Below are 23717 nucleotides of genomic sequence, written 5' to 3'. Positions count from 1 at the left end.
TCCGCCGGGCCCGACGGCGGGCAGGCGTCTTCGCCCGCCCGCTGGGGGCGCGCGGCGGGCCTCATTGCCCGCAGCGCTTACGGCTCATGCCCGGTGGTTGCGCGTTCGAAACCAGCGAGTAACGGTTACTTATGCGGCCCCGCGCATAAGTCCGAGCCGCGCTATCCTACGGCCGTTCCGAACAGCGTGCCCAGGGCGTACGTCACACCGGCCGCCGCGCCTCCCAGGACCAGCTGGCGCAGACCGCTGTACCACCAGCTGCGCGCCGTCACCTTGGCCACCACCGCGCCGCACAGGAAGAGCCCCAGCAGCGCCAGCAGCACCGCCGGCCACATGGTGCTCGCACCCAGCAGGTACGGCAGCACCGGCACGAGCGCGCCGAGCGCGAAGGAGCCGAAGCTCGACACCGCGGCCACGGTGGGCGAGGGCAGGTCACCGGGGTCGATGCCCAGCTCCTCCCGGGCGTGGATCTCCAGCGCCTGCTGGGGATCCTTCGACAGCTGCCGGGCCACCTCGCGGGCCAGCCGCGGCTCGACCCCCCGCGCCTGATAGAGGGCGGCCAGCTCGGCCTCCTCGTCCTTGGGGTGCTTGCGCAGCTCGCGCCGCTCCACGTCCAGCTCGGCCTCGACGAGCTCGCGCTGCGAGGCCACGGAGGTGTACTCGCCGGCGGCCATGGAGAAGGCACCGGCGGCCAGGCCCGCCAGTCCGCTCAGGACGACGGTCTGCTGACCGACCGCACCGCCCGCGACACCGGTCATCAGGGCCAGGTTGGAGACGAGGCCGTCCATCGCACCGAACACCGCGGGACGCAGCCAGCCGCCGTTGACGTCCCGGTGCGTGTGGTTGTCCCGGTGCGCCTCGTGCAGCGCCGCCTCGGTCTCGATGATGGCCATGGAAGAACCCCGCTCCCCTACTTTGGACAAGTTCCAGAGTTTTACAACACCAAAACTACGCCTCCGATTCCACCCCCGCCAGCAAGGAAAGGCTGCGCTAACCTGCGGTTTTACCGCTTTCCGCTCACTTGATCATCGCCTCGCGCAGATGTCGACCGGGTGATGCTGAGGCGCGTGAGGCTCGCCGGAGTCGTCGCAGTGGGACACATGCCGTATGGCATCGATCGCCTGCATCCCCTCCGTCCCGGCGCCCGGGGACGCCGCCGAACTCCGCGCACGGGCCAGGGGCGCACTGCTGGGCCTGGCCGTCGGCGACGCCCTCGGGGCGCCCGCCGAGAACATGAAGCCGTCCGAGATCCGCGCGCGGTGGGGCCGCATCACGGGATACGTGGCCGAGCAGCCGTCGGGCACGGACGACACCGAGTACGCGCTCTTCTCGGCCCTCCTGCTGGCCCGGCACGGCTCCGCGCTCACCCCGGCGCACGTCGAGACGGCCTGGCACGAACTGATCGCCGACCGCGACGAGGGCCCCTTCCGGGGTGCCGGTTTCAGCGAACGCGGCACGCTGGAGAACCTGCGCCGCGGCCTGGCCGCGCCCATCTCCGCCCAGCACCGGCACGCCTGGAGCGACGGCCTGGCCATGCGCGCGGCCCCCTTCGGGGTGTTCGCGGCGGGCAGGCCGACGGAGGCGGCCCGGCTGGTCGCGATCGACGGCTCGGTGAGCCACGACGGCGAGGGCATCCACGGCGGCCAGGCGGTGGCGGCGGGCGTCGCCGCGGCCATGGCCGGCGCCCCGCCGATCGCGGTGGTGGCCGCGGCCCTGGCGGTCGTGCCCGACGACTCCTGGACGGCCCGCAGCCTGCGCCGCGCGGTGGCGGTCGCGCACCGCGGCGAACGCGCGGTGCGCTCCGCGGTCGTCATCGGCGGCTACCCGTGGACCGATCTGGCCCCCGAGGCGGTCGCCCTCGCGTTCGGCGCGTACGCGGCGGCCGACGGGGACTTCGAGCAGTCCGTCCTGACCGCGGTGAACATGGGCCGCGACGCGGACACCACGGCGGCGGTGGCGGGCGCGCTGGCGGGGGCGACCCGGGGGGTGTCGGCGATCCCGGCGGCCTGGGCGGCGGCCATCACCCCGGCCCGGGGCTCCTGCCTCCCGGCCATGGCGGGCCATCACGTCCTGGACGTGGCGGACCTGCTGGTCCCGGCGGTGCCCGAGGCGGTCCCGGAGCCGGCGGACTTCGTCCTGGCGGCGGGCGACGGGACGGAGGCCCCCGCATGACGACCCACGGACCGACGCCCCGCGCATCGACGGCCCCCGGCAGCGCGACCCCGCCCGCACTCCGCGAGGCCACCACCGACGACCTCCCCCTCACCACGCCGCCCACCCCCGCCGAGGCCACCACCGACGACCTCCTCCTCGCCACCCCACCCACACCGGCACCCCCCACAACCCCCGCCGGCGAGCTGACCCCCACCACCCCGCCCGCCCCCGCCGAGGCCACCACCGACGACCTCCCCCTCACCACCCCACCCACACCGGCACCCCCCACAACCCCCGCCGGCGAGCTGACCCCCACCACCCCGCCCACCCGGCTGCCCCCCGCGCCCACCGACACCGAGACCGCCCTCACCGCCCCGCCCACACCCCCACCCCCCGCGGCCGCCGACGGCGAAACCGCCCCGCGGGAGAGCAGGGCCTTTCGTCCGACCGTCACGGGCGGTGCGCGGGTGGGAGACAGGAAGGCCGAAGGCCTCCTGCTCGGACTGGCCGCCGGCGACGCGGCCGGCTGGCCCGCCGCCCGCCACCGGGCCGCCCGCATGCCCGACTGGACCCGCCGCCTCACCCGCGAGCTCGACACCTTCGCCGAGCACAACGCGACGACCACCCTCCCCGTCCCCATCGCCCTCAACCAGCCCCCGGAACCCCTCCGCCTCGGCCCCTCCGACGACGCGGAATGGGCGGCATTCGCCGCGGAGGCCCTGCTGCGCGCGGGCGACGACACCGTCCTGAACGACCTCAGCCGGGAACGCCGCACCCGCGCCGCGATCGACCTCACCTGGAACGCCATCGCCTGCGAGGTCGCCGCCGCGGCCGACCGCGCCCCCGAGATCGAGTCCGCCGTCCTCCCGCTGCGGGCCCGCATCTCCGTGCGCGCCGGCCTCGGCAACCTCGCCGCCGGCCTGCGCCCGCCCGCCACCGGCCACGACAACCCGCACTACTTCGACGACGCCGCCTGCGTGCGCGCCTGTGTCCTGGCCGTGGCGCACCCCGGCGACCCCCGGCGCGCCGCCGACCTCGCCGAGTTCGACGCCCGCTACACCCAGGACGGCGACGGCGTCCACGGCGCCCGCGCCATGGCGGCGGCCCTCGCCCTCGCCCTGGCCGGCGCACACGTCGACGCCTGCGTCACGGCCGCCCTCGCCGAACTCCCCGAGGAGACGGAGATCGGCCGCAACGCCCGGCACGCCCTCACGCTCGCCGCAGCGGCGGACAGCGCCTTCGCCCTGGTCCCGCCCCTGGAGCACCAGATCGTCGACCACGTCTACAGCTACGGCATCGCCGCCGCCGAGACCGTCCCGGTCACCCTCGCCCTGGCCACCGCGGCCCGGGGCCGCGTCGCCGAGGCGGTCCCGGCCGCGGCCTGCCTGTCCCGCGTCGCGGACTCCGCCCCGGCTCTGGTGGGTGCCCTCACCGGCGCCCTCGGCGGCGGCGCGTCGATCCCGGACTCCTGGCGGGACACCTGCCGCACCCTCTCCGGTTGCGTCCTCCCCCGCCTCACCGGCACCGACCTCGTCGAACTCGCCGAACTCCTGGAAGCCGTCCAACCGGCCCGCCCGGGTGGATGATGCGGCCATGCAGCACAAACCACACCAAAACGCCCTCCTGGACGAGCGGATCACCGGAGCCCTGGTCGGAGCCGCGGTCGGCGACGCGCTCGGCGGCCCCGTCGAGGGCTACTCACCCGAGCAGATCCTCCAGCGCCACGGCGGCCGCGTCCACGGCGTCGTCGGCCCCTGGCACGGCGACGACTGGCGCACGGCCCGTCCCCTCGCCCCGTACCACAAGGGCGACGGGCACGTCACCGACGACACCTTGATGACGCACGCCCTGGTCCGCGTCTACGCCCGGGTCCGCGACCACCTCGACGCCTACGCGATCGCCGACCACCTGGTCCCCGACCTGATGACCGAGCCCCGCTGGATCCCGGAACTGGAGACCGAGGCGCTTCCCCTGCAACGGATCTTCCTCGCGGAGAAGTGGCTGGTCGCACGGCTCCACTACGGCCACGCCGATCCGCGCGAGGCGGGCACCGGCAACATCGTCAACTGCGGTGCGGCGATGTACATGGCCCCCGTCGGCCTGGTCAACGCGGCCGATCCGCGCGCGGCGTACGCCGAGGCCCTGGACGTCGCCGGTGCGCACCAGTCGTCGTACGGCCGTGAGGCGGCGGGTGTCCTGGCCGCCGCGGTGGCGGCGGCCTGCACTCCCGGAGCGACCCCGGACTCGGTCGTCACGGCGTGCCTGGCGCTGGCGAAGGACGGCACGCGCACGGCGATCGAGCGGGTCTGCGAGGAGGCCTCCCGGCACACGGAGTTCGAGTCGGCCCTCGGCCCGCTGCGCGCGGCGGTCACCCCCTACGACACCGTGGGCCCCGACTACCGCGCCCCGTCCCTGGGCGCCCGCCGCCCCTCCCGGCTCCACTCGATCGAGGAACTGCCCATCGCGCTGGGCCTGTTGCTCGTCGCCCGGGGCGACTACCGGCACGCGGTCCTGGGCGCCGTGAACTACGGCCGGGACTGCGACTCCATCGCCACGATGGCGGGCGCCGTCGCCGGGGCCCTGGGCGCGCCCGTCCCGGAGGACTGGGCCAAGACGGTCGCCGAGGCCAGCCGGCTGGACCTCTGGGAACCGGCCGCCACGCTCACCGGGGTGACCCGGGAGATCTTCGCCCGGGACGTCGCCCGCCGCCGCGCCCACGAACGGGCTTTCGCGTCCCTCGGAGGGCAGGAATGCTCCGACTGACCTGGGTCCAGCCGGAGGACCTGCTCGGCCACGAACTGCGCCAGGCCGCCCTGGACGGCCGCGAGCCGAGGGCGATCGCGGCCCGCTGGCGCGCGGCGGGCGGCCCGCAGGCCCCGGCCGCCGCGGGTGCCTCCTCCACCCCCGCGTCCCGCTACCTGCGCCGGCTGGCGGAAGACCTCCTGGACGAACTGGCCGATCTGCCGAGCGCGTTGGCGGACGACGAGCCCACCGACCTGGAACGGATCAAGGCCGTCTGCGCCGACTGGCCACCGCACGCGGACCACCGGGGCCCGCGTCCGGCCGCCACGGCGGAGCGTCTCGAAGCCGCCTGGCTGGGCCGGGCCGCCGGCTGTCTGCTGGGCAAGCCGGTCGAGAAACTCCCCCTCGAAGGCATCCGCCGCCTGGCCCGGTCCACCGGCAACTGGCCCCTGTCCACCTGGTTCACCGCACGCGGCGTCCCGGACGAACTCCTCGCCGCACACCCCTGGAACCGGCGCTCGGCGGCGACGTCCCTGGCCGAGAACATCGACGGCATGCCCGAGGACGACGACCTCGACCACCCCCTCCTCGGCCTGCTCCTCCTCCAGCGCCACGGCAAGGCCTTCACCACCACCGACGTGGCCCGCACCTGGCTCGAAGAACTCCCCGCGGGCCGCGTCTTCACCGCCGAACGCGTCGCCTACCGCAACCTCCTCGGCGGCCTGGAGCCCCCGCACACCGCCCGCCACCGCAACCCGTTCCGCGAATGGATCGGCGCCCTGATCCGCGCCGACGTCCACGGCTGGACCAACCCCGGCGACCCGGCCGCCGCAGCGGAACAGGTACACCGCGACGCCACCCTCACCCACACCGCCAACGGCGTCTACGCGGCGATGTTCGCGGCCGCCGCCGTCGCGACGGCCGCGACCGGCACCGCCGACGTCCACACCTGCCTGCGCACCGGCCTCACGGTGGTCCCCCCGCGCTCCCGCCTGGCCCGAGCGGTCCGCCACGGCGTGGAACTGGCCCGCGAGCACGCCGACTTCGACACGGTCGTCGACGCACTCCACGCCACCTACGCCGCCACCCACCACTGGGTGCACGCCGTCCCCAACACCGCGCTGATCGCCGCCGCCCTCACCCACGCCGACGGCGACTTCACCGGCTCCATCTGCCGGGCGGTGAGCGGCGGTTGGGACACCGACTCCAACGGCGCCACGGCGGGCGGCATCGCCGGCCTGCTGGCCGGGAGCCCTTCGGCGCTCCCCGACCGCTGGACGGCCCCGCTGAAGAACCGCCTGTCGACCTCCGTCGGCGACTTCAACGGCATCGGCTTCGACACCCTCGCCCACCTCACCCACCGGGAGGCCCACCGCTCATGACCGCCACCCCGACCGCGCCCCTCACCGGCCTGCGCGTCCTCGACCTCGCCACCCTCTTCGCCGGCCCGATGGCCGCCACCCTGCTCGGCGACTTCGGCGCGGAGGTCGTCAAGGTCGAGCACCCGCGGAAACCGGACCCCTCCCGCGGCCACGGCCCGTCGAAGGACGGCATCGGCCTGTGGTGGAAGATGCTCGGCCGCAACAAGCGGACCATCACCCTCGACCTGTCCAGGCCCGGCGGCCGCGCCACCCTGCTGCGCCTGGCCGCCACCGCCGACGTGATCGTCGAGAACTTCCGCCCCGGCACCCTGGAGAAGTGGGACCTGGGCTGGCCGGAACTGTCGGCCGCCAACCCCCGGCTGGTCCTGGCCCGGGTCACCGGCTTCGGCCAGTTCGGCCCCTCCGCGCACCGCCCGGGGTTCGGCACCCTCGCCGAGGCGATGAGCGGCTTCGCCGCGATCACCGGCGAGCCGGACGCGCCCCCGACCCTGCCGCCGTTCGGCCTGGCCGACGCCATCGCGGGCCTGACGACCGCGTACGCGGTGATGACGGCGCTCGCCGCCCGGGACCGGACCGGCGAGGGTCAGGTCGTCGACATGGCCCTGATCGAGCCGATCCTCGCCGTCCTCGGCCCCCAGCCCCTCTGGTACGACCAGCTCGGCCACGTCCAGCCGCGCACCGGCAACCGCTCCCCCAACAACGCCCCGCGCGGTGTCTACCGCACCGCGGACGGCACCTGGGTGGCGGTGTCCACCTCGGCCCAGTCGGTCGCGGAACGCGTGATGCGCCTGGTGGGGCGCCCCGAGCTGATCGACGAACCGTGGTTCGCCACCGGCGCCGACCGCGCCCGCCACGCCGACGTGCTGGACGAGGCCGTGGGCTCCTGGATCGCCGGGCGCACCCGCGACGACGTCCTGGCGGCCTTCGAGAAGGCGGAGGCGGCGGTGGCCCCGATCCAGGACGTCCGGGGCGTGATGGCGGACCCGCAATACCAGGCCCTGAACACCATCACCACCGTCGACGACCCGGAACTGGGCCCGCTGCGCATGCAGAACGTCCTCTTCCGCCTGTCCGCCACGCCCGGCGCGATCCGCTGGGCCGGCCGCCCGCACGGCGCCGACACCGAAGAGGTCCTGACCGAACTCGGCCTCTCCGAGACCGATATCAAGGAACTGCGCACGGAGGGCGTCCTGTGACGGCTCCGCCGCCGCTCACCTGGCTCTACGCCCCGGGCGACCGTCCCCACGTGGTGGCGAAGGCCCTCACCTGCGGCGCCGACGTGGTCGTCGTCGACCTGGAGGACGCGGTCGCCCCCGACCGCAAGGCCTACGCCCGCGACGCCACCGCCGAGCTGCTCGGGGATCCGCCGCCCGTCCCGGTCCACGTCCGCGTCAACGCCCTGGACAGCCCCTGGGCCGAGCAGGACCTCGGCGCGCTCGCCCGGGCCCCGGGCCTGTCCGGCCTGCGCCTGCCCAAGGTGACCTCCGCCGCCGGGATCGCGCACATCGCCCACCGCACCCCGGCCGCGCTGTACGCCCTGCTGGAGTCGGCCCTGGCCGTGGAACAGGCCTGCGCCATCGCCATGGCCCATCCGAACCTGCGGGGCATCGCGCTCGGCGAGGCGGACCTGCGGGCCGACCTGGGCGTCCGGGACGACTCCGGCCTCGACTGGTCGCGCTCCCGGGTGATCGTGGCCGCCCGGGCGGCGGGGCTGCCCCCGCCGGCGCAGTCGGTGTACCCGCACGTCGGCGACCCGGAAGGGCTGGCCGCCTCCTGCGCCCGGGGCCGCGCCCTGGGTTTCCTGGGCCGCGCGGCGATCCACCCCCGCCAGCTCCCGGTGATCGAGCAGGCCTACGCGCCCAGCGCCGAGGAGATCGAACAGGCGGAGGCGGTCCTCAAGGCGGCGGCGACGCAGCAAGGCGCCCAGGCCCTGCCCGACGGCCGTTTCGTCGACGCGGCGGTGGTGACGGCGGCCCGGCGCACCCTGTCCCTGGCACGCCGTCGCTGACATGCCGAGGGCGCCCGGTTTCCCGGGCGCCCTCGAAGACATCGGTACGGCAGGGGTCGTCAGGCCTTCTTCCCCGAGCCGGCCTCGTCCCTGGCCGCGTCCGTCCCGGTCCCGCCGGCGGCCTCGCCGGCCTCGCCGTCCCTGACGTCCGTGTCGCCCTTGACGTCCGTGTCGTCCTTGCCGAGGTCGACGGCCTTCTCGTCGCCGTCGGCGGCACCGGCGGCGGAGTCCGCGGAGCCCGGCTCCACGACCTCTTCCCGCCCGGGACGCTTCTTCGCCGACAGCACGAAGTACGTCACCGCGAGCAGGAACACCAGGATCGCGGTCCAGACGTTCAGCCGCAGGCCCAGGATGTGGTGGGCGTCGTCGACCCGCATGTACTCGATCCACGCCCGGCCCGCGCAGTACGCGGCGACGTACAGCGCGAAGGCCCGGCCGTGTCCGAGGCGGAAGCGGCGGTCGGCCCAGATGACCAGGACCGCGACGCCGATGCACCACAGCGACTCGTACAGGAACGTCGGGTGGTAGGTGCCCGGGACCCGCCCGTCCGCGGAGGACGTGATCTCCAGGGCCCACGGCAGATCGGTGGGCTTGCCGTACAGCTCCTGGTTGAACCAGTTGCCCCACCGGCCGATCGCCTGCGCGAGGGCGATGCCCGGCGCGACGGCGTCGGCGTACGCGGGCATCGGGATGCCCCGGCGGCGGCAGCCGATCCACGCGCCCAGGGCGCCGAGCGCGATCGCGCCCCAGATGCCGAGGCCGCCCTCCCAGATCTTGAAGGCGTCCACCCAGTCACGGCCCTCGCTGAAGTACAGCTCGTAGTCCGTGATCACGTGGTAGAGGCGGCCGCCGACCAGGCCGAAGGGCACGGCCCAGACAGCGATGTCGGCCACCGTGCCGGCCCGCCCGCCCCGGGCGATCCAGCGCCTGTTGCCGAGCCAGACCGCGACGAAGACGCCGATGATGATGCAGAACGCGTAGCCGCGCAGCGGAACGGGGCCGAGGTACAGCACCCCTCGCGACGGGCTGGGAATGAAGGCAAGTTCCATGGCAAGGTCGACGCTACCGTGCCGGACCGGGCCCGGGGCAGGCGGTCCGGCTACGGGTCCATAACAGGGGGCGCCGGATCGCCCTCACCCCTGGTTCGCCGCCAGCACCATCTGCTTCAGCTTCGCGGGGGTCATCGTCCGGTCCTGGTAGATGTTCTTGCCGTCGAACAGCACCGTCGGCGTCCCCGAGAAGTCGCCCTTGTCGAAGGCCTCGTTGGACTTGGCCACCCAGGCGTTGTGCGTGCCGTCCTCGACGCAGGCGCGGAAGGCCGGGGTGTCCAGGCCGTCGACCTTGCCGGCGAGCTCGATCAGCCGGGCGTTGTCCGCGAAGGCGTCGTCGACCTCCGGGGGCTGGTTGTCGAAGAGCACGTCGTGGTACGCGGGGAACTTCCCGGCGTCCTGGGCGCAGGCCGCGGCGTTGGCGGCGTTGCGGGAACCGCTGCCGCGCATGTTGCCGTCGATGAGCGTGACCAGGTGGTACTCGGTCTTCAGCTGGCCGGCCTCGGTCAGCTCGTGGATCACCGGCCGGTACGCCGTCTCGAAGGACTTGCAGGCCGGGCAGCGGAAGTCCTCCCACACCGTGAGCGTGGACTTGGCGCTGTCCTTGCCGACCGGGATCGCCAGGCCGTCCTTGCCCTGCGCTCCCGAGGGGGCCACCACCGGGCCCGCGGCCTCGCCGCCGTCGTCCTTGCCGGCGTTGGCCGCGACGACGCCGATCACCGCCGCGAGGCCCAGGACGGCGACGACGGCCCCGCCCACGAGCAGTGCGCGCCGGCGCTTCTCGGCGGACTTGTGCTTCTCACGCTCGACCGCCAGCTTCTCCCGGGCGGTGCGCTTTCCCTCACGGTTCTTCTCGCTCACACCCCGGAAACGAACCGGGGAGGCGCACCGCGCCTCCCCGGCCCCAGGTCCACCCGTACGAGGGACCTGTATGACTTCCGGCTTCCCTACGCCTGCCGGCGCACGCCCTTGGCGAGGTCACCGGCGAGCGCGCGCACGGCCTCGACGCCGGCCGCCTCGTCCGGGGCGTCGAGCATCGCCTTGACGAAGGCCGAGCCGACGATCACGCCGTCGGCGAAGCCGGAGACCTCGGCGGCCTGGGTGGCGTTGGAGACGCCGAGCCCGACGCAGACCGGCAGGTCGGTGCCGGTGGCCCGGGTGCGTTCCACCAGGTCCTGAGCCTGCGAGCTGACCGTGGCGCGGGTGCCGGTGACGCCCATGAGGGAGGCGGCGTAGACGAAGCCGCTGCCCGCGGCGGTGATCTGCGCGAGCCGCTCGTCCCTGCTGCTGGGCGCGACGACGAAGACGGTGGCCAGGCCGTGCTTCTCGGCGTGCTCCCGCCACAGCGCCGACTCCTGCACCGGCAGGTCGGGCAGGATGCAGCCCGCGCCGCCCGCCTCGGCCAGTTCGGCCGTGAACCGCTCCACGCCGTAGCGGTCGATGGGGTTCCAGTACGTCATGACGAGGACGGGCTTGCCGGTGGCGGCGTGCGCCTCGCGGACGGTGCGCATCACGTCGGCGATCTTCACGCCGCCGCGCAGGGCGATGTCGTCGGCGGTCTGGATGACGGGACCGTCGAGGACGGGGTCGCTGTGCGGCAGCCCCACCTCGACCACGTCGGCGCCGCCGTCGATGACGGCCTTGATCGCCTCGATGCCGCCGTCCACGGTCGGGAAGCCGGCCGGGAGGTAGGCGATGAGGGCCGCGCGTCCCTCGGACCTGGCGGCGGCGAGGGTGTCGCCCAACAGCTGCAGGTTGCCGCTCACTTGGCGTCCCCCTCGATCTCGGCGGTGCCGGAGGCGTCCTCGGCGACCGCGGCGTCGGTGTCGTACAGGCCGAAGTAGCGGGCGGCGGTGTCCATGTCCTTGTCGCCGCGGCCGGACAGGTTGACCACGATCAGCCCGTCCGGGCCGAGCTCCCTGCCGACCTCCAGGGCGCCGGCCAGCGCGTGGGCGCTCTCGATGGCCGGGATGATGCCCTCGGTGCGGGACAGCAGGCGCAGGGCCTGCATCGCGGCGTCGTCGGTCACCGCGCGGTACTCGCCGCGGCCGGAGTCCTTGAGGTAGGAGTGCTCCGGGCCGATGCCCGGGTAGTCCAGGCCGGCCGAGATGGAGTACGGCTCGGTGATCTGGCCCTCCTCGTCCTGCAGGACGTAGGAGCGGGAGCCGTGCAGGATGCCGGGCTCGCCGGCGGTCAGGGTCGCGGCGTGCTCGCCGGTCTCGACACCGTGCCCGGCGGGCTCGCAGCCGATGAGGCGGACGCCCTCGTCGGGGATGAAGGCGTGGAAGAGGCCGATGGCGTTGGAGCCGCCGCCGACGCAGGCGATCGCGGCGTCGGGCAGCCGGCCGGCGCGCTCCAGGAGCTGGCGGCGGGCCTCGACGCCGATGACGCGGTGGAAGTCGCGGACCATGGCCGGGAAGGGGTGGGGTCCGGCGACGGTGCCGAAGAGGTAGTGCGTGTGGTCGACGTTGGCGACCCAGTCGCGGAACGCCTCGTTGATGGCGTCCTTCAGGGTGCGGCTGCCGGACTTCACCGCGATGACCTCGGCGCCGAGCATGCGCATGCGGGCGACGTTGAGGGCCTGGCGCTGCGTGTCGATCTCGCCCATGTAGATGGTGCAGTCGAGACCGAACAGGGCGCAGGCGGTGGCGGTCGCGACGCCGTGCTGGCCGGCGCCCGTCTCGGCGATGACCCGGGTCTTGCCCATGCGCTTGGTGAGCAGGGCCTGCCCGAGCACGTTGTTGATCTTGTGGGAGCCGGTGTGGTTGAGGTCTTCCCGCTTCAGGAAGACCCGGGCACCGCCGGCGTGCTCGGCGAACCGGGGCACCTCCGTGAGCGCCGACGGGCGGCCGGTGTAATGGACCAGGAGGTCGTCGAGTTCCTTCGCGAACTCCGGGTCGTGCTTGGCCTTGTCGTACTCGACGGCCACCTCGTCGACGGCGGCGACGAGGGCCTCGGGGATGAACTTGCCGCCGAAGGCACCGAAGTAGCCTTCGGGGTTCGGCGTCTGTCCCTCGGGGTCGGGGATGAAGAACTGGCTGGGCATGCGAATACCTTCACGGTGAGTCGTGTGTGGGATGCACTGGTCGCCGTGGGGGCGGGGATCGACGGTTGGCCGCGGGCCGTCAGTGGCTTGGCGCGCCGTTCCCCGCGCCCCTTGCGGGGCGCCGCTGCCATCGCATGCCGTTCACCTGGCCCGGCTCGTCACCGATGACGTACCGGACACGGCGGCCGTGGACCCGGCGGGCGGGCGCGCGGCAGCCGCGGGGGCGGCAGCCGCGCGCGAGGCGGGCGTACCGGTCCACGGTCGTCATGGTGAGAGTCATCGGGGCCAAGCCTAGCGGGTGATCAGCTCCGGCCGTGCCGGAGCGCGGGGTGCTCGCCCGCCGCCACCAGGTCGGAGACCGCGGTCCTCGGGTCCTTGCCGGTGACGAGGGACTCGCCGACCAGGACCGCGTCCGCGCCGGCGTTGGCGTAGGCGATGAGGTCGTGCGGGCCGCGGACGCCCGACTCGGCGACCTTGATGATGTGGTCGGGGATCTCCGGCGCCACCCGCTCGAAGGTGTTGCGGTCCACCTCGAGGGTCTTGAGGTTGCGGGCGTTGACGCCGATCACGCGGGCGCCGGCGTCGACCGCGCGCTCCACCTCGTCCTCGTCGTGCACCTCGACCAGCGGCGTGAGCCCGATGGACTCGGCCCGCTCGATGAGGGACTCCAGGGCGGACTGGTCGAGGGCGGCCACGATCAGCAGGGCGACGTCGGCGCCGTAGGCGCGGGCCTCCCACAGCTGGTACGAGGTGACGATGAAGTCCTTGCGCAGGACCGGGATGTCCACCCGGGCGCGCACCGCCTCCAGGTCGGCCAGCGAGCCGCCGAAGCGCCGCTGCTCCGTGAGGACGGAGATGACGGCCGCGCCGCCCGCCTCGTAGTCGGCGGCGAGTCCGGCCGGGTCGGCGATGGCGGCCAGCGCGCCCTTGGAGGGGCTGGAGCGCTTGACCTCGCAGATGACCTTGACGCCGTCGCCGCGCAGGGCCGCCGCGCCGTCCTTGGCCGCGGGAGCCTTCGCCGCGCGCTCCTTGAGCTCGTCGAGGCTCACGCGCGCCTGCCGCTCCGCGAGGTCGGCACGGACTCCGTCGATGATCTCGTCGAGCACACTCACGCGAGCGGCCCCCTTCCAGACTCTTGACAGTTCCAGCGACCAGTCGGAAAGCGATGGTCACTGCGATGGTATCCGCAGCGGGGCGTAGGCCTCGCATCCGGTTGACGCCGGTCCCAGTACCTGGACATCCGCCGGGTGATCAAGGATGGAGCCAGTCACCGATGGGCAGGTTCCGGACAACCGAGAAGACCAGCAGCAGAGCGCCCAGGCCCCACACCAGCCCGGGGCGCGGATCGATCCGCAGCGGGCGCCCGCGAACGGCGTGGACCACCCATACGGTCCACAGCACCGCGCAGGCCAGATAGCCGAGCACGGCGAGCGCGTTGGCCTGCAGGGCGGCCGGCAGGTCGCCGTGGACGAACGCGTGGGCGCTGCGCAGTCCGCCGCAGCCGGGGCAGTACAGGCCGGTGAGGCGCAGCAGCGGGCAGGCGGGGTAGTGGCCGGGTTCGTTCGGGTCCACCGCGCCCACGTAGGCGAAGGCGGCGACGGCGCCCGCGAGGAGCCCGGCGGGGACGGCCAGGCGTCCCGGCAGACCGGGCGTCACCCGTCGGCTGTCGGCGTTCACGGTGTGCATTGTGCCCCGCTCGCGCGTGAGGGGCGGTCCCGGCACCCCGGTGCCGGCCGCCCCTCACGCCTTCCGTCCGAAGGCGCCTTCCGCGAAGATCAGCCCTCGGCGCGCGCCGGCTCGCGGTCGCCCGTCATCTGGTGCGGGGCGTGCAGGTCCTTGGGCTGACCCATGCCCATCATCCGCATGATGCCGCCGACGACACCGCCGAGCAGCACGACCACCATGCCGGCCCAGAAGCCCGCCGGCTGGTCCATCACCATGAAGGCGCCCGCGACGCAGAAACCGATGAAGGCGATGATGACACCGGTCCAGGCGGCCGGGGTGTGACCGTGGCTGCTGCCCGCCATTGCTTGCTCCTCGTTGCTGTGTGCGTGTCTGAGCAGGACGCTCGGGGCCATTGTCCCGCACGCGCCCGCGGTCGGTGACCGGGGGTGCTCCCCGAACTCACCCGCGCGGCTCAGGCCCCGGTCGGGTCCTCGCCCCGGTCGAGGGCCTTCCACAGCTCCTCGGGCCGGTCGGGGTCCGCCGCGGGGGCCCTGCGGCGCGGCTGGGGCGCGCCGCCGCGCTCGTAGCGGCCGGACATGGCGGGCCACAGCCGGCCGTAGCGCAGGGCGAGCAGTCCGGCCAGCAGGAGCAGGACACCGCCGGCGGCCGCGACGTACGGCCAGGCGGTGTGGGTCAGGGCGGCCACCGAGGCGGAGGCGTCGCCGGAGGCCCGGGCGGCCTTCTCGTCGAGCGCGGAGCTGTCGGAGGCGCCCAGCAGGGCGGCCGCGACGGTGCCCGCGCCGGACAGCGCCAGCAGCCCGGCCACGACGACCCGGCCGGCGCGGCGGACGGCGAAGACGGCCACGAGCGCGGCCAGGCCCACTATGGCGAGCGCCGCGGGGACGCCCGTGACGTCGCTGCCGTTGGCGGTCAGCGGGAAGGCGCCGCCGGCCACCGTCGCGGTGCCCTCCGCCCACTGCTGCCGGGTGGCGAGGAGCGCCACGGCAGCGCCGAGCGCGCCGCACAGCAGCGCGGCGGCGAGGCTCAGGCGGCCGGCCCGGGCGGGCCCGGCGGCTTCGGAACGGGGGTGAGGTACGGCAGTCACGTGTCCCACTATCGCCTGAACCCCGGGCGAACCGTCACCCGGGGGTCATCTCAGGCCTTTCCCAGCCGGTTCGCCGTGTGCACGGCCCGCAGGACGGCGGCCGCCTTGTTGCGGCACTCGGTGTCCTCGGCGACCGGGTCGGAGTCGGCGACGACCCCCGCTCCGGCCTGCACGTACGCCGTTCCGTCGCGCAACAGGGCGGTGCGGATGGCGATGGCGGTGTCGGAGTCGCCGGCGAAGTCCAGGTAGCCGACGCAGCCGCCGTACAGGCCGCGCCGGGACGGTTCGAGTTCGTCGATGATCTGCATGGCGCGCGGCTTGGGGGCGCCGGAGAGGGTGCCGGCCGGGAAGCAGGCGGTGAGCACGTCGAAGGCCGTGCGCCCCGGGGCCACGCGGCCGGTCACCGTCGAGACGATGTGCATCACGTGCGAGTACCGCTCGATGGACATGAAGTCGACCACCTCGACCGAGCCGGGTTCGCAGACCCGCCCCAGGTCGTTGCGGCCGAGGTCGACGAGCATGAGGTGCTCGGCGCGTTCCTTCGGGTCGGCGAGGAGTTCGTCGGCGAGGGCCTGGTCCTCCTGCGGGGTGGCGCCGCGCCAGCGGGTGCCGGCGATGGGGTGGACCATGGCCCGGCCGTCCTCGACCTTGACCAGGGCCTCCGGGGAGGAGCCGACGACGTCGAAGCCGTCGAAGCGGAACAGGTACATGTACGGCGACGGGTTGGTCGTCCGCAGCACCCGGTAGACGTCCAGCGCGCTCGCCGCGCACGGCGTCTCGAAGCGCTGGGAGGGCACCACCTGGAAGGCCTCGCCGGCCCGGATGCGCTCCTTGATGTCCTCCACGGCCTCCTGGAACTCCGTCCCGCCCCACAGCGCGGTGTACTCGGGCAGTTCGGAGGGCGGGAGCACGGCCGGGGGCTGGGCGACCGGGCGGGTCAGGTCGGCCTGCATCGCGTCGAGGCGGGCCACGGCGTCGGCGTAGGCCTCGTCGACACCGGTCTCCAGGTCGTTGTGGTTGATCGCGTTGGCGATCAGCAGGACCGAGCCCTCCCAGTGGTCCATGACGGCGAGGTCGCTGGTGAGGAGCATGGTCAGCTCGGGCAGCCGCAGGTCGTCGCGCTCGCCGGGGCCGATCTTCTCCAGGCGGCGGACGATGTCGTAGCCGAGGTAGCCGACCATGCCGCCGGTGAAGGGCGGCAGGCCCTCCTGGTGGGGCGTGTGCAGGGCCTCGATGGTGGCGCGCAGCGCGGCGAGCGGGTCGCCGTCCGTGGGGACGCCGACGGGCGGGGCGCCGAGCCAGTGGGCCTGCCCGTCGCGCTCGGTCAGGGTGGCCGCCGAGCGGACGCCCACGAAGGAGTAGCGGGACCAGGAGCGGCCGTTCTCGGCGGACTCCAGCAGGAAGGTGCCGGGGCGCTCGGCGGCGAGTTTGCGGTAGAGCGCGACCGGGGTGTCGCCGTCGGCGAGGAGCTTGCGGGTGACCGGGATGACCCGCCGGTCGGTGGCGAGCTTGCGGAACGTCTCGAGGTCCATGGCGGCTGACCTTACTGATCCGCCGCGGGGCCGGCGGAACCGCCGTCCTCGATCAGCACGTCCTTGTCGAAGCAGGTGCGGGCGCCGGTGTGGCAGGCGGCGCCGACCTGGTCGACCTTGACGAGCACGGTGTCGGCGTCGCAGTCCAGCGCCACGGACTTCACCCACTGGACGTGGCCGGAGGTGTCGCCCTTGACCCAGTACTCCCGGCGGCTGCGGGACCAGTACGTGCACCGGCCGGTGGTGAGGGTGCGATGCAGCGCCTCGTCGTCCATCCAGCCGAGCATGAGCACCTCACCGGTGTCGTACTGCTGGGCGATGGCGGGCAGGAGGCCGTCGGCGCTGCGCTTGAGGCGGGCGGCGATCTCCGGGTCGAGGCGGCTGGGCTCGCTGGTCATGCCCACCATTGTGCCGCGCGCCGCCGGCGGGGCAGGTGGAGTGTCCACTGTGCGGACCCGGCGGGCCGCCGTAGGCTGGCCGCATGTCGACCCATGCCAAGCGTGAACGACTTCTCCTCGCCGACCTGTTGGAGACCGCGGGCCCGGACGCGCCCACCCTGTGCGAGGGCTGGGCCACCCGGGACCTCGCCGCACACGTCGTGGTCCGCGAGCGCCGCCCGGACGCGGCCGGCGGGATACTGATCAAGCAGCTCGCGCCGCGCCTGGACCGGGTGATGGCGGAGTACACGGACAAGCCGTACGAGGAGCTGATCCAGCTGATCCGTACCGGCCCGCCGCGCTTCTCTCCCTTCTCGCTCAAGCCGGTCGACGAGGCGTCGAACATCGTCGAGTTCTACGTGCACACCGAGGACGTCCGCCGCGCCCAGCCCGACTGGTCCCCGCGCGAGCTCGACCCGGTCTTCCAGGACGCCCTGTGGTCCCGCCTGGAGCGCACGGCCCGCCTGATGGGCCGCGGCGTGCCGACGGGCCTGGTCCTGCGCCGCCCCGACGGCCAGACGGCGGTCGCCCACCGCGGCACCCCGGTCGTGACGGTGACCGGCGAGCCGTCCGAGCTGGTGCTGTTCTGCTACGGCCGGCAGAGTGCGGCCAAGGTCGACCTGGACGGCGACGAGAACGCGATCGCGAAGCTGCACGAGACCAAGCAGCTCGGCATCTGAGCGAGCGGCAGCCCCGGACGCGCAGGGCGTCCGGGGCTGTGGGGCGGGGGCGTCACCGCACCCGGTGGCGTCAGCGCACCGGGTGGCCCGCCTCCCGCAGGGTCTGCTTGACCTGGCCGATGCGCAGGTCGCCGAAGTGGAACACCGACGCGGCCAGGACCGCGTCCGCGCCCGCCTCGACGGCCGGCGGGAAGTCCGTCAGCCGGCCCGCGCCGCCCGAGGCGATGACGGGCACGGTGACGTGCGTGCGGACGGCCCGGATCATCTCCAGGTCGTAGCCGTCCTTGGTGCCGTCGGCGTCCATGGAGTTGAGCAGGATTTCGCCGGCGCCCAGTTCGGCGGCCCGGTGGGCCCACTCGACGGCGTCGATGCCGGTGCCGCGGCGGCCGCCGTGGGTGGTCACCTCGAAGGTGCCCGACTCGGTGCGGCGGGCGTCCACCGACAGGACCAGGACCTGGCGGCCGAAGCGCTCGGCGATCTCGCGGATCAGCTCGGGGCGGGCGATGGCGGCGGTGTTGACGCCGACCTTGTCCGCGCCGGCCCGCAGTAGCTTGTCGACGTCCCCGGCGGTGCGCACGCCGCCGCCGACCGTGAGCGGGATGAACACCTGCTCGGCCGTGCGGCGCACCACGTCGTAGGTCGTCTCCCGGTTGCCCGAGGATGCGGTGATGTCGAGGAACGTCAGCTCGTCGGCGCCCTCGGCGTCGTACACCTTCGCCATCTCGACGGGGTCGCCCGCGTCGCGCAGGTTCTGGAAGTTGACGCCCTTGACGACCCGGCCGTTGTCCACGTCCAGGCAGGGGATGACTCGGACCGCCAGGGTCATGAATCGTGCCTCTCTAGTGTTCCGCGAGGGGGTCCCCCGGAATGCTCAGGGTGTCCCTCGGAATGCTTCCACTTCCACCGACACCAGGACCCGGGAGTCGATGAAGCCCTGCACGACCAGCAGGGTCGTGACCGGGCGTACGGCGTCGAACATCTCCTGGTGGGCCCGGCCCACCGCGTCGACGTCCCGGGCGTGTGCCAGATAGACCCGGGTGCGGATCACCGACTCGACGCCGAGCCCGAACTCGGCGATCGCCTCCAGGGCGGTGGTGAAGGCCACTTTGGCCTGTTCGTACGGGTCGCCCTCGCCGTAGAGCACATCGCCCTTGAAGGCGGTCGTGCCCGCGACGAGCACGCGGTCGCCCGCCGCCACGGCGCGTGCAAAACCGAAGGACTCTTCCCAGGGACTTCCGCTCTGCACACGCCGTACGGCACCGCTCATGACGACACAGCCTCCAAGGCCTCTTCCAGGGTGAACGCCTTCGCGTACAGCGCCTTCCCTACGATCGCGCCCTCGACACCGAGCGGGACCAGCTCGGCGATCGCGCGGAGGTCGGCGAGCGAGGAGACGCCGCCGCTGGCCACGACCGGGCGGTCGGTCGCCGCGCAGACGTTCCTCAGCAGCTCCAGGTTGGGGCCCTGGAGCGTGCCGTCCTTGGCGATGTCGGTGACGACGTAGCGGGCGCAGCCCTCCTGGTTCAGGCGCTCCAGCGTCTCGTAGAGGTCGCCGCCGTCGCGGGTCCAGCCGCGGCCGCGCAGGGTGGTGCCCCGGACGTCCAGGCCGACCGCGATCTTGTCGCCGTGCTCGGCGATGACCTTGGCGACCCACTCGGGGGTCTCCAGCGCGGCCGTGCCGAGGTTGACGCGCGTGCAGCCGGTGGCGAGGGCGGCGGCGAGGGTGTCGTCGTCGCGGATGCCGCCGGACAGCTCGACCTTGATGTCCATCGCCTTGGCGACCTCGGCGATCAGCTCGCGGTTGTCGCCGGTGCCGAAGGCGGCGTCCAGGTCGACCAGGTGCAGCCACTCGGCGCCGGAGCGCTGCCAGGCGAGGGCGGCCTCCAGCGGGGAGCCGTAGGAGGTCTCCGTGCCGGACTCGCCGTGCACCAGACGCACCGCCTGGCCGTCGCGGACGTCGACGGCGGGGAGGAGTTCGAGCTTGCTCACAGGGTTCCGATCCAGTTGGTGAGGAGCTGGGCTCCGGCGTCGCCGGACTTCTCGGGGTGGAACTGCGTGGCCCACAGGGCGCCGTTCTCGACGGCCGCGACGAACGGCTTGCCGTGCGTGGACCAGGTGACCTTCGGGGCCTCGATGGCCGGGTTGTACGTCTCCAGCGACCAGTCGTGGACGGCGTAGGAGTGCACGAAGTAGAAGCGCGCGTCGGCGTCGAGGCCGGCGAAGAGCCGCGAACCGGGGGCCGCGTCCACGGTGTTCCAGCCCATGTGGGGCACGACCTCGGCCTGCAGCGGCTCGACCGAGCCGGGCCACTCGTCGAGGCCCTCGCTCTCCACGCCGTGCTCGATGCCGCGCGCGAAGAGGATCTGCATGCCGACGCAGATGCCCATGACCGGGCGGCCGCCGGACAGCCGGCGGTCCACGATCCAGTCGCCGCGCGCCTCGCGCAGGCCCGTCATGCAGGACGCGAAGGCACCGACGCCCGGCACGAGCAGGCCGTCGGCGTTCAGGGCCTTGTCGTAGTCACGCGTGATCTCGACGTCGGCTCCGGCGCGGGCGAGGGCACGCTCGGCGGAACGGACGTTGCCGAAGCCGTAGTCGAAGACGACCACGTTCTTGCGGGGGGCGCTCAATTCCACACCTCCAGCCTCATGACGCCGGCCACCAGGCACATCGCGGCGCCGATCGACAGCAGGACGATCAGGCCCTTGGGCATCTTCTGCTTGACGAAGGAGTAGATGCCGCCGACGAGGAACAGGCCCACGACGATCAGCAGGGTCGAGATGCCGTTCACAGGGCGCCCTTCGTGGAGGGGAGGATGCCGGCCGCGCGCGGGTCGCGCTCGGAGGCGTAGCGCAGGGCCCGGGCGAGCGCCTTGAACTGGCACTCCACGATGTGGTGCGCGTTGCGCCCGTAGGGCACGTGCACGTGCAGCGCGATCTGCGCCTGGGCCACGAAGGACTCCAGGATGTGCCGGGTCATGGTGGTGTCGTACTCGCCGATCATCGGCGCCATGTTCTCGGGCTCGGTGTGCACCAGGTACGGACGCCCCGACAGGTCGACGGTGACCTGGGCGAGGGACTCGTCCAGCGGGACCGTGCAGTTGCCGAAGCGGTAGATGCCGACCTTGTCGCCGAGGGCCTGCTTGAAGGCGGCGCCCAGGGCGAGCGCGGTGTCCTCGATGGTGTGGTGCGAGTCGATGTGCAGATCGCCCTCGGTCTTCACGGTGAGGTCGAACAGACCGTGCCGGCCGAGCTGGTCGAGCATGTGGTCGTAGAAGCCGACGCCTGTCGACACGTCGACCTTTCCGGACCCGTCGAGGTCGATCTCGACGAGCACCGAGGTCTCCTTGGTGACTCGCTCCACGCGTCCCACGCGGCTCATGTGCTCTGCTCCTTCTTCAGTTCACGGACCGCGTCGAGGAACGCGTCGTTCTCTTCGGGGGTTCCGGCGGACACCCGCAGCCAGCCCGGAATGCCGTTGTCCCGGACCAGGACACCCCGGTCGAGGATCTTCCGCCAGGCCGCGTGCGCGCCGCCCTCGCCGTCGAAGCGTCCGAACTGCACGAAGTTGGCGTCGGACTCGACGACCTCGTAGCCGGTCGCGCGCAGCTCGGCGACCAGGCGGTCGCGCTCGGACTTGAGCTGCTCGACGTAGCCGAGCAGCGTGCCGGTGTGCTCCAGGGCGGCCAGGGCGGTGGCCTGGGTGACGGCCGACAGGTGGTACGGCAGCCGCACCAGCTGGACGGCGTCCACGACCGCCGGGTGGGCGGCGAGGTAACCGAGGCGCAGGCCGGCCGCGCCGAACGCCTTCGACATCGTGCGGGAGATGACGAGGTGCGGGCGTCCGTCGAGCAGCGGCAGCAGCGAGTCGCCGTGGCTGAACTCGACGTACGCCTCGTCCACGATCACCATCGACGGCTTCGCCGCCTGGGCGGCCTCGTACAGCGCGAGGACCGTCTCGCGCGGCACCGCGTTGCCCGTGGGGTTGTTGGGGGTGGTGATGAAGACGACGTCCGGCTTGTGCTCGGCGATCGCCTTCTCGGCGGCGGCGGGGTCGATCGTGAAGTCGTCCCGCCGGGGACCGGGGATCCAGCCGGTGCCCGTGCCGCGCGCGATGAGCGCGTGCATCGAGTACGACGGCTCGAAGCCGATGGCGGTGCGGCCCGGCCCGCCGAAGGTCTGCAGCAGCTGCTGGATGACCTCGTTGGAGCCGTTGGCCGCCCAGACGTTGGCGACGCCGACTTCGTGGCCGGACGTGTCCGTCAGGTACTCCGCCAGGCGGGTGCGCAGCTCGACCGCGTCCCGGTCCGGGTAGCGGTTGAGGTCGCGGGCCACGTCACGGACCCGCTCCGCGATCCGCTCGACCAGCGGCTCGGGCAGCGGGTAGGGGTTCTCGTTGGTGTTCAGCCGTACGGGGACGTCCAGCTGGGGCGCGCCATAGGGGGACTTGCCGCGCAGTTCGTCCCGCACGGGGAGATCGTCGATGCGTACGTCGCTCACTTGCCCTGCGGAACCTTCCAGTCGAACCTCGCCTTGATCGCCGCGCCGTGGGCCGGCAGATCCTCCGCCTCCGCCAGCGTCACCACGTGGTGCGCGACGTCGGCCAGCGCCTCGCGCGTGTAGTCCACGATGTGGATGCCGCGCAGGAAGGACTGCACCGACAGGCCCGAGGAGTGGCAGGCGCAGCCGCCGGTGGGCAGGACGTGGTTGGACCCGGCCGCGTAGTCGCCGAGCGACACGGGCGCCCAGGGGCCGATGAAGATCGCCCCGGCGTTCCTGACCCGGTCGGCCACCGCGGCGGCGTCTGCGGTCTGGATCTCCAGGTGCTCGGCGCCGTAGGCGTCGACCACCCGCAGGCCCTCGTCGATGCCGTCGACCAGGACGATCGCGGACTGCCTGCCCTGGAGGGCGGGCACGATCCGGTCGTCGACGTGCCTGGTCGCCGCGATCTGCGGCTCCAGTTCCTTCTCCACGGCGTCCGCGAGGGCGACGGAGTCGGTGACCAGGACGGCGGCGGCCAGCGGGTCGTGCTCGGCCTGGCTGATCAGGTCGGAGGCGACGTGCACCGGGTCGGCCGTGTCGTCGGCGAGGACCGCGATCTCGGTCGGGCCGGCCTCGGCGTCGATGCCGATCTTGCCGGTGAAGTAGCGCTTGGCGGCGGCGACCCAGATGTTGCCCGGGCCGGTGACCATGTTCGCGGGCGCGCAGGACTCGGTGCCGTAGGCGAACATCGCGACGGCCGTGGCGCCGCCGGCCGCGTACACCTCGTCGACGCCGAGCAGGGCGCAGGCGGCGAGGATGGTCGGGTGCGGCAGGCCCCCGAAATCGGCCTGGGCGGGCGAGGCGAGCGCGATGGACTCGACGCCGGCCTCCTGCGCGGGCACCACGTTCATGATCACGGAGGACGGGTACACCGACCGGCCGCCGGGCGCGTACAGCCCGACGCGCTCGACCGGAACCCACTTCTCGGTCACGGTGCCGCCGGGCACGACCTGGGTGGTGTGGGTGCTGCGGCGCTGCGCGCGGTGGACGGTGCGGGCGCGGCGGATGGACTCCTCCAGGGCCGCGCGCACGGCCGGGTCGAGCTCCTCCAGCGCGCGCGTGAGGGCGGCGGCCGGGACCCGCACCTGGTCGAGCCTGACCCCGTCGAACCGCTCGGCGGCGTCGATCAGCGCCGCGTCGCCCCGATGATGCACGTCCTCGCAGATCGGACGCACCTTCTCCAGGGCGGCCTGTACGTCGAAGTCGGCTCGGGGCAGCAGGTCGCGCAGGGCGGGGCCCTCGACGAGGGCGTCGCCGCGCAGATCGATTCGGGAGATCACGTGCTCAATTCTCTCAGACCCGGGTGAGGCACCGTTCGCGCGTATCAATGGCTGATACAGAGTGTCGCGGGCCCCGGAAGATCTCCTTCACTCCCT

At 73.4% G+C, this 23717-nt stretch carries 27 protein-coding genes; 7 read left to right on the top strand and 20 right to left on the bottom strand.

Annotated features, from left to right (window positions below; all coding sequences use genetic code 11):
* Positions 1-161: 161 nt before the first annotated feature.
* The gene (locus ACPXCS_RS19550) at positions 162-893 is read right to left on the bottom strand and encodes a VIT1/CCC1 transporter family protein (RefSeq protein WP_425945505.1); all 732 of its coding nucleotides are present in this window, start codon (positions 891-893) and stop codon (positions 162-164) included.
* Between the two features lie 214 nt (positions 894-1107).
* Between ACPXCS_RS19550 and ACPXCS_RS19545 the strand changes: the two genes are divergently transcribed.
* From ACPXCS_RS19545 to ACPXCS_RS19520, 6 genes are all read left to right on the top strand, one after another.
* Positions 1108-2172, top strand: a complete 1065-nt coding sequence (locus tag ACPXCS_RS19545; RefSeq protein WP_425945504.1) for an ADP-ribosylglycohydrolase family protein — start codon at positions 1108-1110, stop codon at positions 2170-2172.
* A gap of 314 nt (positions 2173-2486) precedes the next feature.
* Positions 2487-3740, top strand: coding sequence for an ADP-ribosylglycohydrolase family protein (locus tag ACPXCS_RS19540; RefSeq protein WP_425945767.1), 1254 nt, complete (start codon positions 2487-2489; stop codon positions 3738-3740).
* 7 nt (positions 3741-3747) lie between these two features.
* On the top strand, positions 3748-4917 hold the full coding sequence (locus ACPXCS_RS19535; protein ID WP_425945503.1) for an ADP-ribosylglycohydrolase family protein: 1170 nt from the start codon (positions 3748-3750) through the stop codon (positions 4915-4917).
* Complete coding sequence (locus ACPXCS_RS19530; RefSeq protein WP_425945502.1) at positions 4905-6278, top strand: ADP-ribosylglycohydrolase family protein; 1374 nt, start codon at positions 4905-4907, stop codon at positions 6276-6278. The genes ACPXCS_RS19535 and ACPXCS_RS19530 overlap by 13 nt, the downstream gene beginning before the upstream one ends.
* A complete protein-coding gene (locus ACPXCS_RS19525; RefSeq protein ID WP_425945501.1) occupies positions 6275-7474 on the top strand; it encodes a CaiB/BaiF CoA transferase family protein in 1200 nt (399 codons plus the stop codon). The genes ACPXCS_RS19530 and ACPXCS_RS19525 overlap by 4 nt, the downstream gene beginning before the upstream one ends.
* Complete coding sequence (locus ACPXCS_RS19520) at positions 7471-8286, top strand: HpcH/HpaI aldolase/citrate lyase family protein (RefSeq protein WP_425945500.1); 816 nt, start codon at positions 7471-7473, stop codon at positions 8284-8286. The genes ACPXCS_RS19525 and ACPXCS_RS19520 overlap by 4 nt, the downstream gene beginning before the upstream one ends.
* Positions 8287-8345: 59 nt before the next feature.
* Here ACPXCS_RS19520 and lgt read toward each other — a convergent pair whose 3' ends face one another.
* The 11 genes from lgt to hisI all read right to left on the bottom strand — a co-directional run bounded on the left by lgt (position 8346) and on the right by hisI (position 17090).
* Positions 8346-9335, bottom strand: a complete 990-nt coding sequence (gene lgt, locus ACPXCS_RS19515) for a prolipoprotein diacylglyceryl transferase (RefSeq protein ID WP_425945499.1) — start codon at positions 9333-9335, stop codon at positions 8346-8348.
* 84 nt (positions 9336-9419) lie between these two features.
* Entirely contained in the window at positions 9420-10196 is a 777-nt protein-coding gene (locus ACPXCS_RS19510) for a DsbA family protein (protein ID WP_425945498.1), read from the bottom strand.
* 86 nt (positions 10197-10282) lie between these two features.
* The gene (gene trpA, locus ACPXCS_RS19505) at positions 10283-11101 is read right to left on the bottom strand and encodes a tryptophan synthase subunit alpha (protein ID WP_425945497.1); all 819 of its coding nucleotides are present in this window, start codon (positions 11099-11101) and stop codon (positions 10283-10285) included.
* Entirely contained in the window at positions 11098-12381 is a 1284-nt protein-coding gene (trpB, locus tag ACPXCS_RS19500) for a tryptophan synthase subunit beta (protein ID WP_425945496.1), read from the bottom strand. Before trpB ends, trpA begins: the two co-directional genes overlap by 4 nt.
* Before the next feature lie 79 nt (positions 12382-12460).
* On the bottom strand, positions 12461-12649 hold the full coding sequence (trpM, locus tag ACPXCS_RS19495; protein ID WP_425945766.1) for a tryptophan biosynthesis modulator TrpM: 189 nt from the start codon (positions 12647-12649) through the stop codon (positions 12461-12463).
* Positions 12650-12683: 34 nt separating this feature from the next.
* Positions 12684-13493 (bottom strand): indole-3-glycerol phosphate synthase TrpC, encoded by an 810-nt coding sequence (gene trpC / locus ACPXCS_RS19490; protein WP_425945495.1) that lies wholly within the window; start codon positions 13491-13493, stop codon positions 12684-12686.
* 139 nt (positions 13494-13632) lie between these two features.
* Complete coding sequence (locus tag ACPXCS_RS19485) at positions 13633-14067, bottom strand: DUF2752 domain-containing protein (RefSeq protein WP_425945494.1); 435 nt, start codon at positions 14065-14067, stop codon at positions 13633-13635.
* An 89-nt stretch (positions 14068-14156) separates the two neighbouring features.
* Positions 14157-14408, bottom strand: a complete 252-nt coding sequence (locus tag ACPXCS_RS19480; RefSeq protein ID WP_425945493.1) for an HGxxPAAW family protein — start codon at positions 14406-14408, stop codon at positions 14157-14159.
* Between the two features lie 110 nt (positions 14409-14518).
* Positions 14519-15160, bottom strand: a complete 642-nt coding sequence (locus ACPXCS_RS19475; protein ID WP_425945492.1) for a TIGR02234 family membrane protein — start codon at positions 15158-15160, stop codon at positions 14519-14521.
* A 41-nt stretch (positions 15161-15201) separates the two neighbouring features.
* Entirely contained in the window at positions 15202-16683 is a 1482-nt protein-coding gene (locus tag ACPXCS_RS19470) for an anthranilate synthase component I (protein ID WP_425945491.1), read from the bottom strand.
* Positions 16684-16694: 11 nt separating this feature from the next.
* Positions 16695-17090: a phosphoribosyl-AMP cyclohydrolase gene (hisI, locus tag ACPXCS_RS19465; protein ID WP_425945765.1), complete on the bottom strand. Its 396-nt coding sequence runs from the start codon at positions 17088-17090 to the stop codon at positions 16695-16697.
* A 74-nt stretch (positions 17091-17164) separates the two neighbouring features.
* Between hisI and ACPXCS_RS19460 the strand changes: the two genes are divergently transcribed.
* Entirely contained in the window at positions 17165-17800 is a 636-nt protein-coding gene (locus tag ACPXCS_RS19460; protein ID WP_425945490.1) for a TIGR03085 family metal-binding protein, read from the top strand.
* Between the two features lie 70 nt (positions 17801-17870).
* On the opposite strand, the gene hisF is transcribed toward ACPXCS_RS19460, so the two are convergent.
* Genes hisF through hisD form a run of 8 tightly spaced genes read right to left on the bottom strand, consistent with a single transcriptional unit; the run spans position 17871 to position 23621 of the window.
* Positions 17871-18626 (bottom strand): imidazole glycerol phosphate synthase subunit HisF, encoded by a 756-nt coding sequence (hisF, locus tag ACPXCS_RS19455; RefSeq protein WP_425945489.1) that lies wholly within the window; start codon positions 18624-18626, stop codon positions 17871-17873.
* Positions 18627-18671: 45 nt separating this feature from the next.
* The gene (locus ACPXCS_RS19450) at positions 18672-19067 is read right to left on the bottom strand and encodes a RidA family protein (RefSeq protein ID WP_425945488.1); all 396 of its coding nucleotides are present in this window, start codon (positions 19065-19067) and stop codon (positions 18672-18674) included.
* Positions 19064-19789 (bottom strand): bifunctional 1-(5-phosphoribosyl)-5-((5-phosphoribosylamino)methylideneamino)imidazole-4-carboxamide isomerase/phosphoribosylanthranilate isomerase PriA, encoded by a 726-nt coding sequence (priA, locus tag ACPXCS_RS19445; RefSeq protein WP_425945486.1) that lies wholly within the window; start codon positions 19787-19789, stop codon positions 19064-19066. The genes ACPXCS_RS19450 and priA overlap by 4 nt, the downstream gene beginning before the upstream one ends.
* On the bottom strand, positions 19786-20430 hold the full coding sequence (hisH, locus tag ACPXCS_RS19440; protein WP_425945485.1) for an imidazole glycerol phosphate synthase subunit HisH: 645 nt from the start codon (positions 20428-20430) through the stop codon (positions 19786-19788). The genes priA and hisH overlap by 4 nt, the downstream gene beginning before the upstream one ends.
* Positions 20427-20591: a hypothetical protein gene (locus tag ACPXCS_RS19435; protein ID WP_425945484.1), complete on the bottom strand. Its 165-nt coding sequence runs from the start codon at positions 20589-20591 to the stop codon at positions 20427-20429. The genes hisH and ACPXCS_RS19435 overlap by 4 nt, the downstream gene beginning before the upstream one ends.
* Complete coding sequence (gene hisB / locus ACPXCS_RS19430; RefSeq protein ID WP_030932889.1) at positions 20588-21181, bottom strand: imidazoleglycerol-phosphate dehydratase HisB; 594 nt, start codon at positions 21179-21181, stop codon at positions 20588-20590. The genes ACPXCS_RS19435 and hisB overlap by 4 nt, the downstream gene beginning before the upstream one ends.
* On the bottom strand, positions 21178-22299 hold the full coding sequence (locus ACPXCS_RS19425) for a histidinol-phosphate transaminase (protein WP_425945483.1): 1122 nt from the start codon (positions 22297-22299) through the stop codon (positions 21178-21180). Before ACPXCS_RS19425 ends, hisB begins: the two co-directional genes overlap by 4 nt.
* Positions 22296-23621, bottom strand: coding sequence for a histidinol dehydrogenase (hisD, locus tag ACPXCS_RS19420; RefSeq protein WP_425945482.1), 1326 nt, complete (start codon positions 23619-23621; stop codon positions 22296-22298). Before hisD ends, ACPXCS_RS19425 begins: the two co-directional genes overlap by 4 nt.
* Positions 23622-23717 lie beyond the last annotated feature (96 nt).

Source organism: Streptomyces sp. DT190, from assembly GCF_049846985.1.
Taxonomy (GTDB): domain Bacteria; phylum Actinomycetota; class Actinomycetes; order Streptomycetales; family Streptomycetaceae; genus Streptomyces.
Note: the sequence above shows the minus strand (reverse complement) of the source record. Positions and strands in the feature narration are given on the sequence as shown.